The following is a 14,937-nucleotide window of genomic DNA, read 5'->3' on the forward strand; positions in this document are numbered from 1 at the left end:
AATTTCCATTGCCTCGGGCAGTGTCTGCACGCCCGATCGAAAACCTCGAACCTTTCAAGTTTCAGAGGTTTTTTTTTATAAGAAAGTCCTATTGCTAGATAATAAATCTCTTCAGTATTGTATATTTCTTCTTGCGATATGATTAAAGATGGGTGTGGTTTAAACAATCCATTGGGCAACTCAAAGTTTACTTCTACAATATCTCTTTGCTGGTATTTCATTATTATAGATTCTCTAAACGTTTAGCAGTTCTTCTTTTACTTTTGCGGCTTTGCCCTTTGTGTAGCATTTTGAGCATGTAATGTTCGGCTTCTGTTGAAGACATTTCACCAGCCGCAATTTTTGGCAGTATATCGAGGTATGGGCTGGCTTGTAAACTTAGTTGATTTAATGTACTCAAAAGCTCGTTCTTTTCATTGGCATTATATGGAGTAAAAGGAAGCCTCAAAAGCGAGGTAAAAGCCAGCAGGTGCAGTAAAAGTTGGGCGTCTTCTTGGGTAAGTTGGGCTATGTCAAGCTTAAACGCCTTTACTTCTTCCAAGCTTATTTCTTTTAAGTCATCGAGCAGCTCAAAAAGGTTAGAAGGAGTTGAAGAAAAACGATGTAAATACCTTGTCGAAGATTTTTCAAACTTGGTGTTGTTAAATATCAATTGTAGGCTACTCATAACTCTTTTTTAATAAAGATAACGAAAATATCAGCCACGTGTATGTGTCAAATCATCGTTTTACTATCCATCAATATTTTAAAGAACTAAAAAACACAAATGAAAATTGCTATCGCAACCAATTACATCCATTGCAAGTTTTTTAATCAAGCGCTCTACCTCGTTTTTAATTTCCCAAAAATTTTAAATAAACCAATTCCTCTACCTTGGGAAGCGTCCTTACTTTCCGACCAGTACCCTTAGCCTCTTATGTTTTAGGGCTGTTAATTGAATAAGGTAAGTTTAGAAGTTTTCCGCAGGCTGTTACGAATGATATATTCCTTAATCTTTACAAACAGATTTAAGGCTTTTAGGTATTTGTTCACCCAGCTTTCTTGCTGTATTGAGGTCTTGACATGCCTTATTTTTTTTGCCTATATCTAAGTAAATATAACCACGTAAAAAATAAGCAATGGCATGTTTAGGGTTTAGTCGAATAGTCTTTGTATAGTCATCTATTGCAAGTTGGTGGGCTTTTGTTTCTTCAAAGGAAGCTGCACGACTCATATACAAGGAAGGTAGTGAGTCATTTAATTTTATAGCTTTGGAATAGTTTACGATGGATTGACCTGTTTGTCCAATAGTAGCTTGCAATTGACCAAGATTAAAAAAAACTCGGTAGTCTTTTTTATTAAGCTCTATAGTTTCTAAAAAAAGTTTTTCTGACCTAGTATAGTCCTTTAAATGAAAATAAGTAATTCCTAGTAACAAATAGTTTTCGTAGTTCTTAGGGTTCACTTTGATGGCTGTTTTGAGGTATTTTTGTGCTTTCGAATAATTTTCAAGGTTTGACTCAATCATTCCTAACATTTCGTTGGCAAAAATATCGCGCTCATTTTTTAAGAGCATCTGTCTACAAATTTTACTCGCCTCACCATACTTTTGATGATTATATAGCTCAATAACTTCATTTTTTTCTTTGATATCTGACGCCTTATTATCTGCGCAAGCAGAAACCAGCATAATAATAAATATTAGTACAAAGCCTTGTCTCATAATGCTCTACCTTGTTCTTAATTTCCCCCAAATTTTAAATAAACCAATTCCTCCGGCAATGGCTACCAAAGTAAGCACCAGGGCAGGGGTGGTTTGACTGTATAGCCAAAAACCAGTGGCAAACAAGGCACTGTATACGGTAAAACATCCCACTACCATTCCCAAAATTTCAAGTGGCAACTGCCAATCATTAGAGGAGCTATCCAGAGTTGTTTCGGCGCTTTTTATTTGTTGACGTACCTTTTTCCAACCTGGTCCCCCCGGAGTAGTAAGTAAGTAAAAGCTTTGCAGCGTTTTGGCGTCAGTGGGGCGGGTGATAAGCGTAGTAACCACCCAGGCAACTGTAGTCAATGCCACGCCCAGTACCAGCTGAATATGCGAAGGAATGGGGGCAAAACCCAAAGCAGTATGGACAATTTGGAAGTAAATGGCAAGAAAGAAAGAAAAGAACATCGCCACTATTTCGGTGTAGGCATTGATGCGCCACCAAAACCAACGTAGGATGAAAATAAGCCCGGTACCTGCCCCAATTTGTAGTAAAATATTGAAGGCTTGCAAGGCATTTTCGAGCAAAAGGGCAAATACCGCTGCAAATACCATGAGCACTACTGTAGACACTCGCCCTACTGAAACCAGTTCTTTGTCTTTGGCTTCGGGTTTTACAAAACGTTTGTAAAAATCATTGACAATATAAGAAGACCCCCAGTTGAGGTGGGTAGAAATGGTAGACATAAACGCGGCAATGAGCGAGGCAATGACCAAACCCAATAAGCCCGTGGGCAAAAAAGTAAGCATGCCAGAGTAAGACAAGTCTTGCCCTAATTTATTGATAGGAACGTGGGGGAATTTTAGCTGTAAAGCTACCAAAGAATTGAATTTGAGCGGGTCGGAATTTTCTTTGTTTGTCCTGTAGTCTACCTTATTGAGGTAGGCAAGTGACTTTACCTTAAGGTCATTGCGGTGAGCTGCTACATATTGCCCCAGTTGGGCGTAGCTTTGAGCGTTTTTGTTGTTATCTTCCTGGGCTTTTCTTTGTTTAACCGCAATGCGGTTGATCAAAAAATCTACGTCTTTTGCCTGCACCTCCTTGTCGAGCATTTTGACCGCCAATGGGCTTACTTTCATTTTTTGGTCATTGTCAATACTCATCGGGAAAATGACCAACGAAGCCAACGCAATGATGATCCAAGGCCAGGGGCGTAAAGCATAATGGGCAAGGTTAAAAAACAAGGTGGCTCCCATGGCGTGTTTTTCTGACTTAGCCGAAAGCATGCGTTGGGCAATATAGCCACCCCCTCCCGGCTCAGCCCCTGGGTACCACACGCTCCACCATTGTACCGCCAAAGGCAAAATCAACACTGGGATGAGCACGTTCATATCTGAGAAATCGGGTAAAACATTCAATTTACCCTTGACATTCTCGTGGGCAAGCAATTGGTCGAGCCCGCCTACTTCGGGCATACTGAGCACTACATAAGCAGCCCAAATGGCGCCAATCATAGCAATCGCAAATTGTACAAAATCGGTAATGATGACCCCTCGCAAGCCCCCCAGTGAGCTATAAGCTACTGTTACCACTGAGGCAATGAGTAGGGTTTGTACCGGTGTAAGCCCCAGCATTACCCCACCTATTTTGATGGCAGCAAGCGAAACCGCTGCCATAATCATAATATTGAAAAATACCCCCAGGTAAATGGCACGAAAGCCCCGCAAAAACGCCGCTGCCTTGCCACTATAGCGTAGCTCATAAAACTCGAGGTCGGTCATTACCTTTGAGCGCCGCCAAAGCTTGGCGTACACAAATACGGTGAGCATACCTGTAAGCAAAAACGCCCACCAAACCCAGTTACCCGAAACTCCATTTTGGCGTACAATGTCGGTGACCAGATTGGGTGTATCAGCCGAAAAAGTAGTAGCTACCATAGACACCCCCAACAACCACCAGGGCATATTTCTGCCTGACAGAAAAAACTCTGTGGCACTCGACCCGGCTTTGCGCGATACCCACATACCTATGGCAAGCGTGACTACAAAAAAAGCGACTATAATTGCCCAATCTATTTGGTCTAAGATCATTGTGTAATAAATTTGATTGATTGCTGTGAAATTTCGAGGTTGAAATATCTACAAAAAGGAGGGTTTTAACAAATACACAGCTACTTTAAGCAAGGGCAGGGCAAGAAGATAGTGGATACATACTTGCTGTATGGTGCCATTTTCGGTTGTTTAAGAGGTGGTTTTGGGCGGTGGTATTTCTTAGAAGCTAAACATATAGGTCTGCTGATTTTTATTATATTTGATCAAATCAACTCTGTGGTAGGTTCAAACTGTTTGGCCACCTATCAATTTATTTAAATGTAACAATACTTTGTTAAACTACTGCCTTAAAATTATATGCTGTGGATTGTGGATGTTTGCAGTGCACACTCAATTATATGCCCAACACCCTCCTGCCTGGCAAATCACTGATGAAGATGGCTTGCCCAGTATGGAGGTGTATGGAGTATACCAAGATACCAAAGGGTACATTTGGTTTGCTACCGAGCTCGGGGTATGCCGCTACGATGGCAACTCATTCAAAACCTACCCAACTCCTACTGCCCGAAGCAAAGGAATGTCTAATTTGCGTGAAGACAAAAGAGGTAGGATTTGGTTTATGAATTTTTCAAATCAGGTTTTTTATATTGAAAAAGGCCAGGCAAAAGAACTCAAAATACCCAAGCACATCAAGATATATAGAGTACAAGAAGTACAGGTAAACATTAAAAATAGCAAAGTCTACATTCAAGACAGCCACCAAATACTTGAGTACAACCCAGCCAACCAACAATGGCAAACCTTTCAATTAGACCCAAAACTGTCTACAATCACAGGGCTTACTCAAGACAACTATGCCAACATGTGGTATCTTGAGGGAGGGCGAGTTTTGTGGAAACACCCTCATAACGGCAAACCAGTAAAGGTAAAAAGAATGCCCGCTTTTTTTGGAGAGAAAATGATGTTTTTGGGTGACTTATGGGGGATGGGCAAGCGTGGTGACGAAATAAGGAGAGTCAAGAATGGGAAGATTGAAGCGGCCTTCTCTCAACATCATTCACAGCTCAAAGACCTGGTAATTACCAGATTTAAACGCGATCGTGAAGGCAATTACTGGATTTTGGGTTTCAATGGTGGTTATTGTTTTACGGCAGACTTTAAGCCTTTTCGAGGAGGCTTACATTTGTTTGAAGGTACAGTGGTTTCGGACGTGCTACAAGACCGTGAAGGAAACTATTGGTTTACTACACTGCGTAGTGGGGTATACTTTATGCCATCAAAAGAGGTGTTGTATTACAATGAAGATAACTCTGCCTTGGAAGATAAGCGTATCAATGCGTTGGCTATGAACACCAAAGGAGACTTATTTTTGGGAGGAACCAATGGCAAGGTATCAGTGTTTGACCCACACACCCGACGCATCAAGTTTCAGCATGACATAGGGCAAATAAAAGAGGTAGAGGCTATGCTATACAACCCTCATCAACAACAGTTGTATGTAAGCAGTAATGGTCTTAATATATTTAAGGAAGGGCAATCCAACAAATGGGACTTTTATACCAAACCAAACTATAAAGAAAGTCCTATGACAGTTATGCCAGACGCAGGAGTGGCGGGCAGTGCCCCAAAAAATTACGCTTTTTTTGGCAAAGACCACATCGTTTCGGCTTCATCGGTAGGCATAGATGTAATAAGGCTGGCTCCACGCCCCAATGAGCTGCCTCCACTCACGCCAGTGTTTAGGGCTAACAACCGAACGTACCAAGTGACTCCCAACAAAATACCCTATGTGCATTATCTACCTTATTTTCTTCGTTTGCGTTCGGGCAGGGCAAGAGCGGTGTGGGGCGATACTGTCAATCAAAGAATATGGGCGGGATACCACGATGGGTTGTATTATTACAACGCTCAAGGGAAAGCCAACCAACTGATAGACCAACAAAACAACCACGGTATTTATGCTCTTAGCATTACTCAAACCCCTAACGGCTTGGTATGGATAGGCACCATAGAGCATGGCTTGTACGGTATCAGAGATACCACCATTGTGTATCATTACGACATGGGCAGTGGATTGGTGAGTAATTATTGTAAAGTATTGCGCCCTGACGGTAATAAGCTATGGGTGGGTACTGCACAGGGGATTCAATTGGTAGATCCTGCCAAGTCTACTTTTGAGTTGTTTAATCAGCAAGATGGTTTGGTCACCAACGAGGTAAGAGACTTACTCATTAAAGGCAATCAGGTGTGGGTGGCTACTACCAAGGGATTGTTGGTGTTTAATAAAACAGAAATGCGCAAGAATACCAGTTTTCCTCCCATTTATATTACAGGGGTTTCTATTTGGGACAAAGAGGTGCCGCTAAAAGAAGCCTATGAACTGGCCTACGACCAAAACAACTTAAGGGTAGAGTTCAAGGGGTTGGCTTATCGTAGCCGGGGAAGGTTTTTGTATAAGTATCGTATGATAGGTCTCGACAGTACTTGGACAACCATCAATAGTACCAACAGCTTTGCCCGTTATTCATCTATTCCGTATGGCACCTACGAGTTTGAAGTAAAAGCAGTAAACGAAGATGGCGTAGAAAGCGAAGGCATTGCTGTGTTGCAAGTTACTGTGCACAAGCACTATACTCAAACCTGGTGGTTTATTCTATTGGTAGTATTAGGCGCCCTATCTGTCCTGAGTGCATTCTTTTTATTGCGTATTCAAAACCTCAAGCGCGAAAATCACATCAAGCAAGCACTCCGAAACTCTCAATTATCGGCACTCAAGGTGCAAATGAACCCTCACTTTATTTTTAATGCTCTTAACTCTATCCAAGAATTTATTTTGCTCAATGAAAAGCGACTTGCCAATGCTTTTTTGGGTAAATTTGCCGACCTTATGCGACTTACACTAGATATGTCAAACGAAAAACAGGTAGGACTGGTAGAAGAACTAAAGGTACTTAGGCTATATTTAGAACTAGAAGCCATCAGGTTTGAAGATACGTTTGAGTATCAGATTAAAGTAGACGATAGCATTGACCCTGAGGAGGTTTCTATTCCATCAATGCTTATTCAGCCTTATGTAGAAAATGCCATCAAACACGGTTTGTTGCATAAAAAAGACCATAGAAAGTTGTTCATTAGTTTTACCAAAAGCGATGAAGGCGATTTGCTTTGTTGTCAGGTAGAAGACAATGGCATTGGGCGCAAAAAATCTTGGGAGCTTAAGGCAAAAAGAAAAACTTACCATAAGTCGTTTGCCATGAGTGCCACCCAAAAAAGACTGGAGCTGCTCAATCATGGGCGCAAAGCTTCTATTATGGTCAGTATTATTGATTTAGAAAATGAAGCAGGGCAAGCCTTGGGAACCAGTGTTCATTTAAAAATTCCTATTGACAGTACTTTTAATTAGTATAGATACTCAGGCAGTTGTTTTAGTATGTATATATTGCCTGATATGTTGACGTACTGAGTCAGTATTTAAATATAGCCAACATACTATGAATCATTTGTAATTACTTACACTCATAAAGTTTTACTTAATAATGTTGAAAGCACTTATCATTGACGACGAAGCTAAAGCCAGACGTATTTTACAGGAACTGCTCAAAGAGTATTGCCCACAAATAGAGATAGTAGGTGAGGCAGATGACGTACCCAATGCAGTAAAAGCAATACATAAATACCAACCCAACCTGGTTTTTTTAGATATAGAAATGCCTGGTTATACAGGGTTTCAACTGCTTGACTTTTTCGATACTATCAACTTTGAAATCATTTTTACTACTGCTTACCGGGAGTACGCCATTCAAGCTTTTCAAGTGTCGGCCATTGACTATTTGCTTAAGCCAATACAAATAGAGTTGTTGATAAAAGCCATAGAAAAAGTAGAAGGACAATTGAGTGAACCACAGATAAACGAGCGGATAGATACTCTCAAAAGCAATCTAAGTCAAGAGTACATCACCCGCATTGCCTTGCCGGTAGCCGAGGGGCTGCTATTTATAGAAGTCGACCAGATAGTGTATCTCAATGCAGAGGGAGCCTATACGCAGATTTTTCTTGAAGGAGGTAAAAAGGTGTTGGTATCTAAAAAAATTAAAAGTTTTGAAAAGGTACTCGATCACCCCAGTTTTTTCAGAACACACCGCTCTTATTTGATTAACCTAAACCGGGTAAAGCAATACGTAAGACAAGATGGTGGGTACATAGTCATGGACAATAACGACTCGGTAAACCTTGCCCGTGAGCGTAAAGAAGATTTTTTGAAGGCATACTCTACCCCCCGTTAGTACTTATACCATTCCGTTGTCTTTGGTCAGAAACCTTAGGTTTATAAGCATACATACTTGCCCTACATTTTTTGTCTGAACTACTGTAGGGCTTTATCATCATCTTTAAAAAAACGGCTGTGAACACTTCTTGTTTGGTGCTAAAATACGCACTTGACCAATGATGCCCATGTGATGTCACCTCTTTGTTTTTTTATAAATATTAGGGTATTGCCAGCGCTTTAGCACAAAGTTTTTATAAACTCATATCAACCATTCATCTTTGTAAAATCCCCGTTTATGAAATGCCTTGAACTTTAGACAAGTATTTGAGTTATTTTTATCCTATAAACTATTTAGAAAAGCTATACATGATCTGATACTTGTTAACCCTTTTGGGCACAAGTGTATAAAAAAGTGTGAAGACTTAATGAAAGTCATGGCACTATCTAACGTTGAAGTATCATATAGGTGATTGCCTATTATAATACTTACCAATTATTTATGTGTTTAATCTATATTTATTAAAACCCGCGTCATTATGACACATTACAAGATTGAGGGATATGTCTTGGCGGGAGTGCTCTGTATGATGTGTTTACTCTCTTCTTTGACACAAGCGTATGCTGCTGTTGTTCCGCAAGAAGACAAGGTTACATTTTATATTAAAAATGACCTTGATCATGCTGTTTTACTCAAGCTAGGCACAAGTACTGTCACGCTAGACATAGGAACTACCAAAAAGTTTCACCGTTTGCCCAACTCAGTGATTTACCTTGCCCAACCCCACATTATGGCTTTTAGCCCTGAAAAAGGAAAAGAAATACTTAAAGTGGAACGTTCTATTCAAGGAAAAAAAATATTACTATCAAAAATTGTTGATGAGTGACAATGGCGCCAGACAAGCCATTGTCTTTTAGGGAATTATGAGAAAAAAAATAAAGATGCTCATCTGGTGTTTAATACTACTGTGGGCACACTGGGGGTGTACACCTTACCAACCGCCCAAGTTCGACAAGCTGGTGTTGAGGTACCAAGATAGCTCAGTGCCCCCAAAATACCATCGAAGCTACACCATTACTGTTTCGCCAGAGCAAAGCATAGTGGTAGTAGATGTATATGGAAAAAGCCTTGCCAATAAAACCTATAAACTGAAAGCATCTACCTTTGAAAAAATAAAAATGTTGGCGGAAGAGGTACAGGCTCCTGGCAACTACAACGAGCAAGCCAATGGAGGCGTAAGCCAAACCCTTAAACTAGTCCACGGCGAACGGATAGTATATGCTTTGTTATGGGACAATAACCAAAAGCTAAAGTCTGCCACCAGCGACTTAGTAAAGGCAGTAAAAATATTGGTGCCCGACCTGGATAGGCTTTTGAAAACACCGTATGATAGCAATTTGGGATAGTTGGGCAGTTTATCACCTAAAAAGGAGTTTTCTTGTGACCACCCCCACTGTTTTTGATAAATTTTGAAGATTGCCAAGGGTATAAGTCCGAACTTGATTCGGGGAAGCAAAATAGTAATTACGTATTTAGTGTTTAGAGCACCAAACTTACTGCTCTACTGTCAGCTGCATCCCCCGAATACCCATATCTACCACTTCTTCGTTGAGGTCTACATCCCATTTGCCATTGGCGTTGCCATCCTTCCATTCAAAGCTTTGGTTGGTAGACAAACGCACCGTAATGACAATGTCCTGGGTTTCGCTACCCGTAATTTGTAAAGGAGTGTCAAACCTGCCTGTAACCACACAAGAACCTGCCGGAATAGGCGAAGTAGCCGCTATAGGGTTGGGTACTGTAGTAGCAGGAGCTTGCCCGGTGTTGGTGCTAAAGTCAGTTTCAAAACCCCAATACCCCTGCAACTTATTGGCATTTACACTCACTTTTTTTGTTTTGATGGTATAATCCTTCAAATAGGTGTTGAAGCCCACAAAAGAGGCCAAGGTACCACTTAGTTCGTTGCCCTGAAAATTGAATTTTACTGCATAGTTTTGGTAAGACAATGACACCCGCAAATAGGCATAACTTCCCGCTTGAATACTGCTCAAGGGTACTTCTAGGTAAGTTTCATTGCCTGCCTTTAAAATACTCTGTTCAAAATCAATGGCTTTGCCGCCACCACTCGTTACTTCAGGAGCCTGGTACAACACCTGCCCGTTGCCAAACTGGGTGGTGGCAGTAGGGGTAAGCTCAAAATAATGCGCCCCAATTAAATTAAACTGAGGTGATTGCCCGGCATTGCCTGTAGGCACCGGATAAGGTTGCCCAAAATTGTTTAAACGAGGTTGAGTAGGGTCAAACACGAACTTAAACACTACTTTAGGGGTATTGACTGCCTGAGGGCTTTCCGCTTTTTTTTGGCAGCCACCCATCAGCAGGCTTGTAGATAATAAGAATAGGAATATTTTTTTCATTGATAAGTTTTTAATGTTTCATTAGTTTTATTGTTTCGCCTTCGGCTAATGGGATATATTGGCGCGAATACTCTAACAATTACCAAAAATCATGCGATTAAGAAAAAAACCTGTATTGTGTAATTACTATGTCACCTATCGTTGCAATGCACGTTGTGGGTTTTGCGATATTTGGGAGCGTCCCTCTCCTTATGTTACCCTCGAAAACGCCCAACGCAATTTTGAAGGCCTTAAGCGCCTGGGAGTAAAGATCATTGATTTTACCGGGGGTGAACCTTTACTGCATAGACAGCTCCCCGAATTACTGGAAATGGCGCAAAATCTGGGGTTCATTACCACGGTGACCACCAATGGATTGCTATACCCCAAACAAGCCGAAAAACTGCAGGGTAAGATAGACATGTTACACCTGTCGCTTGACTCGCCCAATAAAGCCGAACACGACAAAAGCAGAGGTGTAGCCTGTTATGATTTTGTAATGGAGTCGATCAAAATAGCCAAGACGTTGGGCGAACGCCCCGATATTTTGTTTACTGTGTTTGAGCACAACGTAGAGCAAATTAAAGAAGTGTACCACAAGGTATGCTTGCCCAATGACTTACTGCTTATCTTAAACCCGGTGTTTGACTACAACAACGTAGATACCGGGCTACAGCTAAGCCCCCAAAGCCTAAAGGCACTCAAGCAATGGAGTAAGAAAAAATATGTATACCTCAACGAGGGTTTTATCGCCTTGCGGCAAGATGGTGGCAACCACATCGACCGCCCGGTATGCAAGGCAGGCAGTACTACCTTGGTCATTTCGCCCGATAACAAACTGGTATTGCCTTGTTATCATTTGGGGCTAGAGGAGGTGCCCATCAATGGCGATTTATACAATGTGTACCGCTCAGAAAAAGTACAAAAACTCATTGCATTGGAAGGACGACTACCCGAATGTGAAGGATGTGTAATTAATTGCTATATGCAACCCTCGTTTGCGGTAGAACTTAACAAGTATTGGTGGAAGGCATTGCCCAGCACGCTTAAGTATAACTACCTCAAGGGCACTTGGAAGGCTATGTTTCGGTAGCTACTAAAGCCTCAAGGTACGAGCTACGAGTCGAGATTTACCTCCTGCGAAGGCCTTATCTTACCGCAGGGTGACCTGAGCAATGCGAACCCAAAACTCACAAAACAACTTATTTTTGAAAACACCTCATCGCTAGCTTTATGGTTGGCAAGTATTGGTCTGGCTTGCGCCTTAAGACCAATACGGGAGGTTATTTTTTAGGTTGAACTGTCTACAATGGCACACGCGAGGACGACGTGCACTAGCAAGAGAATTAGTTACCTCCTGCTCAAGTCTTACCTTCAGTACCGTCATCGCCTCAGCTCGTGTCTCCACGAGCTGATCGAAACCTTGAAAAGCATTGCTCCCAGACTCTGTGACGGGGCGATTTAGCTTTGCTGAGCACCGACATTCATTGGTATTTAAGGGCTCGTAAACTCGGTTGTGGCGACACAAACCAAGGCGAAAGGCTGTTTTTTAAGGTTACCCTAAAATCACCATCTCCTGCGAAGGTCTTACCGCAGGGTGACCTTCGCAATGCGAACCCAAAACTCACAAAACAACTTATTTTTGAAAACCCTTTTTGGGCTTGAACTGTCTTCAAAAACCTACCAGGATTTTTTAGCGTCATCAATGCTCACTGGTTGCATACTCGTAATTATATTCGAGAAATTCCCTTGTTTGTGATTAGCTTCGCAGAGCTCCCTATGGTCGGTTCGTAATTAAACTGTCTTACCGTAGGGCGACCTGAGCAACGCTACCCCAAAACTTGCAAAACGACTTGTGTACGGGGTTTTGGGTTAGCATGCGTTGGTCTGGCTAAAGCCCTAAGACCAACACGGGGAAGTTATTTTTTGGGCTGGCAAGTGTTCCTTCATTCGTCGGAATGGTTGGGCTCATTGGTCAGGCTAAAGACCTAAGACCAACACAGGGAGGTTATTTTTTTTGTTTGAATTGCCTTCAAAAACCTACCAGGATTTTTTAGCGTCATCAATGCTCACTGGTTGCATACTCGTAATTAGCTTCGAGAAATCCCCTTGTCTGTGATTAGCTTCGCAGAGCTCCCTATGGTCGGTTCGTAATAAACTGTCTTACCGTAGGGCGACCTGAGCAATGCTACCCCAAAACTTGCAAAACGACACTTGTGTACGGGGTTTTGGGTTAGCATGCGTTGGTCTGGCTAAAGCCCTAAGACCAACACGGGGAAGTTATTTTTTGGGCTGGCAAGTGTTCCTTCATTCGTCGGAATGGTTGGGCTCATTGGTCAGGCTAAAGCCTTCTAAATATCAAATTCATAAGCCGTTGATAATAAGTATACTATGAATTTGTTAGTTACCTATGGAACAGGACGCAACTTGAAGCTTGTTGCTTTTGCCCCTTGTCGCTTGTTCCTTGTGGCTGTAGTAGCTCCTGACTAATAAAAAAATCTCTCTTCCTCACTACAATAATGTGAAGGCATTTTTTTAGATTGCAAAAGAGGCGAGAATTTGGCTCTGTTTTATCATTTTAAACTTTTTTTGAATCTATGGAAGAACCCGCAATACAGGATAAAATCAGCGAATTAGAGGCTAAACTAGATAAATTGCCGTCGGAATCAGCTGATGAAGCAACACAAAAAGAACTGTATTTGGAGTTGGGAGATGCTTACCTGGATGCCAACGAATCCGCAAAAGCAAAACAGTTGTACCAGAAGCTGTTAACTGAAACCAACGAAGCTTATTATGCTGCTGCCTATTATGAATTGGGCAAAATAGCCCTTGATGAAAATGATTTTGCTACTGCACAGCAAAATCTGCAATTAGCCATAGAGTGGGGGCAAAAAACCAACGATGAAAATACCCAGGCTAAAGCACACCATGCTTATGCTTTTATTATGCTACAAACCCAAGATAGTGCTGCCGAAGAGAGTAAGGCTTGCCTTGACCATATTATGACAGCAGTGGCTTTGTTTAGCAAAAATAAAAAATACGATAATCTGGGCAAAGCTTTTATGCTGCTTACAGGATTTACCCAGGCGAGGCTCACTACCAACAAGGCCATTGCTTATTTTAAACAGTTGTTGGAACAGCACGAAGAGGCTACTGATCTACTTGGTTTTATTCATTATCACCTGGCTGCTTATTACGAAGCCGACGAAAACTCTAAAGAAGCTTTTAGACACTTTGAGCAGGCTTTGCATTACAAAAACAAGTTGAATATTGGCTCAGAACTAGGCGAAACTTATTACCACCTGGGGTTGCTACACGATGAACAGGGCAATAGTGACAAAGCTTTTGAGTATAACGTGATTGCTTTGCGTCACATGCTGTCTCTCGATGACATATCTACTTATGCAAGCATGGCGGTTATTTTTGTACAAGGGGGCATAGAAGATTGCACAAATGCCACCCTCAAGCAAGAAGCCAAAACTCTATTGGAGCAAGCCCAAAAGCTGGACTTATTGCCCCACGCCGATGCTGAAGGAGCTACAGAGGATAACGATGGCTTTGTGTATGACCATTCTTATACAGGCAATTTGCTGGAGCAAACCCGTGAAGAACAGGAACAAGCCAAAGTAAGCGAGCTGGAAGAGCTAAAAAATGATTTTGCCAAAAAGAAAGCGGCTTTGCCTGACAGCGCCGAGGATTTTGCGCAAGCAGCTTATGACTTATTGTCTAAGTTGAATGAAGGCATTGATCGTTCGTTGTTTTCGTTTTTGGCACGCAAGAAAAACAAAACCCGTAAGGTGGAAGTCAATAACATTTTGAACGATAGTCAAGAGTCTCTCAAACAAGCTATAGCCAATGCTGACGATGATGACCTAAAGACTGTGCTAGAAACCTGGAAAGGCAAACTGGACGATAATTTTAGGGGATAAACACATTTGCCTAAAACCTTTTTAAAAAATAAAATCCCTGAAAATAACACTTTTGGGGATTTTTTTTATGCTGGCATGAACGCTATCTTGGCATTTTGAGTAAAACAAAAAACACGCTATCCATAAAATTTATCAGGAAACCTTCTCATTTTTTTATATTTGTAAAAAAATGGCAGAACAAAACCATTAGAAAAGATATGAATCCCGAAAATTTAGAAACATATAACTCAGAATTGGGCAACGATCCCGAATTGGATGGCAAATACCTGGGTACCATTACCAAAGATTTTGTAAAGGTAGCCAAAGTGCTCAAGGAAGCTTCTTATCAACTACGCTCGCGTGGTTTCGAATATCCTATTTTTCCGGTGGCAAAATATAAAATACCTGTAGGTGAGCTATTGTTTGAAGGCAATGACCTGGGGCTTGAGTGGAACTACTTTGTATCGTACCGCGATATTTTTGTGCAAAACAAACTCATTACCAAGCCCACTAAGTTTGAATCGGCCTACAAAAACCCAGAAGAGTTTTGTTGCCTTTTTGTGGTAGACGAACCTTACTCGAGCTTTATGTTTGTGCCTTACCCTGACGAAGAGGATTAAAAATACGTA

The 14,937-nt window shown here is 41.5% G+C and carries 11 protein-coding genes; 7 read left to right on the forward strand and 4 right to left on the reverse strand.

What is annotated here, in order from left to right; translation table 11 throughout:
- Nucleotides 1–223: 223 nt before the first annotated feature.
- The 3 genes from M23134_RS20450 to M23134_RS42180 all read right to left on the reverse strand — a co-directional run bounded on the left by M23134_RS20450 (nt 224) and on the right by M23134_RS42180 (nt 3,778).
- Nucleotides 224–667, reverse strand: a complete 444-nt coding sequence (locus M23134_RS20450; RefSeq protein ID WP_002699388.1) for a hypothetical protein — start codon at nt 665–667, stop codon at nt 224–226.
- Between the two features lie 321 nt (nt 668–988).
- Entirely contained in the window at nt 989–1,702 is a 714-nt protein-coding gene (locus M23134_RS20455) for a tetratricopeptide repeat protein (protein ID WP_045113993.1), read from the reverse strand.
- 6 nt (nt 1,703–1,708) lie between these two features.
- Nucleotides 1,709–3,778 carry a sodium:solute symporter family protein gene (locus M23134_RS42180; protein WP_002699392.1) on the reverse strand — a complete coding sequence of 690 codons (2,070 nt, stop codon included), beginning with the start codon at nt 3,776–3,778 and terminating at the stop codon, nt 1,709–1,711.
- Nucleotides 3,779–4,121: 343 nt separating this feature from the next.
- Here M23134_RS42180 and M23134_RS38565 point away from each other — a divergent pair, with 343 nt between their 5' ends.
- The 4 genes from M23134_RS38565 to M23134_RS20480 all read left to right on the forward strand — a co-directional run bounded on the left by M23134_RS38565 (nt 4,122) and on the right by M23134_RS20480 (nt 9,410).
- Nucleotides 4,122–7,142, forward strand: a complete 3,021-nt coding sequence (locus tag M23134_RS38565; protein WP_198145061.1) for a sensor histidine kinase — start codon at nt 4,122–4,124, stop codon at nt 7,140–7,142.
- 133 nt (nt 7,143–7,275) lie between these two features.
- On the forward strand, nt 7,276–8,022 hold the full coding sequence (locus M23134_RS20470) for a LytR/AlgR family response regulator transcription factor (protein WP_002699396.1): 747 nt from the start codon (nt 7,276–7,278) through the stop codon (nt 8,020–8,022).
- Nucleotides 8,023–8,542: 520 nt separating this feature from the next.
- Nucleotides 8,543–8,890, forward strand: coding sequence for a hypothetical protein (locus M23134_RS20475; protein WP_045113994.1), 348 nt, complete (start codon nt 8,543–8,545; stop codon nt 8,888–8,890).
- A gap of 37 nt (nt 8,891–8,927) precedes the next feature.
- Entirely contained in the window at nt 8,928–9,410 is a 483-nt protein-coding gene (locus M23134_RS20480; RefSeq protein ID WP_002699400.1) for a hypothetical protein, read from the forward strand.
- Nucleotides 9,411–9,557: 147 nt separating this feature from the next.
- Here M23134_RS20480 and M23134_RS20485 read toward each other — a convergent pair whose 3' ends face one another.
- Complete coding sequence (locus M23134_RS20485; RefSeq protein WP_002699402.1) at nt 9,558–10,421, reverse strand: hypothetical protein; 864 nt, start codon at nt 10,419–10,421, stop codon at nt 9,558–9,560.
- 91 nt (nt 10,422–10,512) lie between these two features.
- Between M23134_RS20485 and M23134_RS20490 the strand changes: the two genes are divergently transcribed.
- The 3 genes from M23134_RS20490 to M23134_RS20500 all read left to right on the forward strand — a co-directional run bounded on the left by M23134_RS20490 (nt 10,513) and on the right by M23134_RS20500 (nt 14,928).
- Nucleotides 10,513–11,493, forward strand: a complete 981-nt coding sequence (locus tag M23134_RS20490) for a radical SAM protein (RefSeq protein WP_002699404.1) — start codon at nt 10,513–10,515, stop codon at nt 11,491–11,493.
- A gap of 1,504 nt (nt 11,494–12,997) precedes the next feature.
- A complete protein-coding gene (locus tag M23134_RS20495) occupies nt 12,998–14,329 on the forward strand; it encodes a tetratricopeptide repeat protein (RefSeq protein WP_002699406.1) in 1,332 nt (443 codons plus the stop codon).
- Between the two features lie 197 nt (nt 14,330–14,526).
- Entirely contained in the window at nt 14,527–14,928 is a 402-nt protein-coding gene (locus M23134_RS20500; protein WP_045113996.1) for a hypothetical protein, read from the forward strand.
- Nucleotides 14,929–14,937 lie beyond the last annotated feature (9 nt).

Source organism: Microscilla marina ATCC 23134, assembly GCF_000169175.1.
GTDB lineage: Bacteria > Bacteroidota > Bacteroidia > Cytophagales > Microscillaceae > Microscilla > Microscilla marina.

Excerpts from the sequence above, each read along its gene's own strand:
- M23134_RS20490 (WP_002699404.1), top strand. The coding sequence starts at position 10,513 with ATGCGATTAAGAAAAAAACCTGTATTGTGTAATTACTATGTCACCTAT.
- M23134_RS42180 (WP_002699392.1), bottom strand. The coding sequence starts at position 3,778 with ATGATCTTAGACCAAATAGATTGGGCAATTATAGTCGCTTTTTTTGTA.
- M23134_RS20450 (WP_002699388.1), bottom strand. The coding sequence starts at position 667 with ATGAGTAGCCTACAATTGATATTTAACAACACCAAGTTTGAAAAATCT.
- M23134_RS20480 (WP_002699400.1), top strand. The coding sequence starts at position 8,928 with ATGAGAAAAAAAATAAAGATGCTCATCTGGTGTTTAATACTACTGTGG.
- M23134_RS20455 (WP_045113993.1), bottom strand. The coding sequence starts at position 1,702 with ATGAGACAAGGCTTTGTACTAATATTTATTATTATGCTGGTTTCTGCT.
- M23134_RS20475 (WP_045113994.1), top strand. The coding sequence starts at position 8,543 with ATGACACATTACAAGATTGAGGGATATGTCTTGGCGGGAGTGCTCTGT.
- M23134_RS20485 (WP_002699402.1), bottom strand. The coding sequence starts at position 10,421 with ATGAAAAAAATATTCCTATTCTTATTATCTACAAGCCTGCTGATGGGT.
- M23134_RS20495 (WP_002699406.1), top strand. The coding sequence starts at position 12,998 with ATGGAAGAACCCGCAATACAGGATAAAATCAGCGAATTAGAGGCTAAA.
- M23134_RS20470 (WP_002699396.1), top strand. The coding sequence starts at position 7,276 with ATGTTGAAAGCACTTATCATTGACGACGAAGCTAAAGCCAGACGTATT.
- M23134_RS20500 (WP_045113996.1), top strand. The coding sequence starts at position 14,527 with ATGAATCCCGAAAATTTAGAAACATATAACTCAGAATTGGGCAACGAT.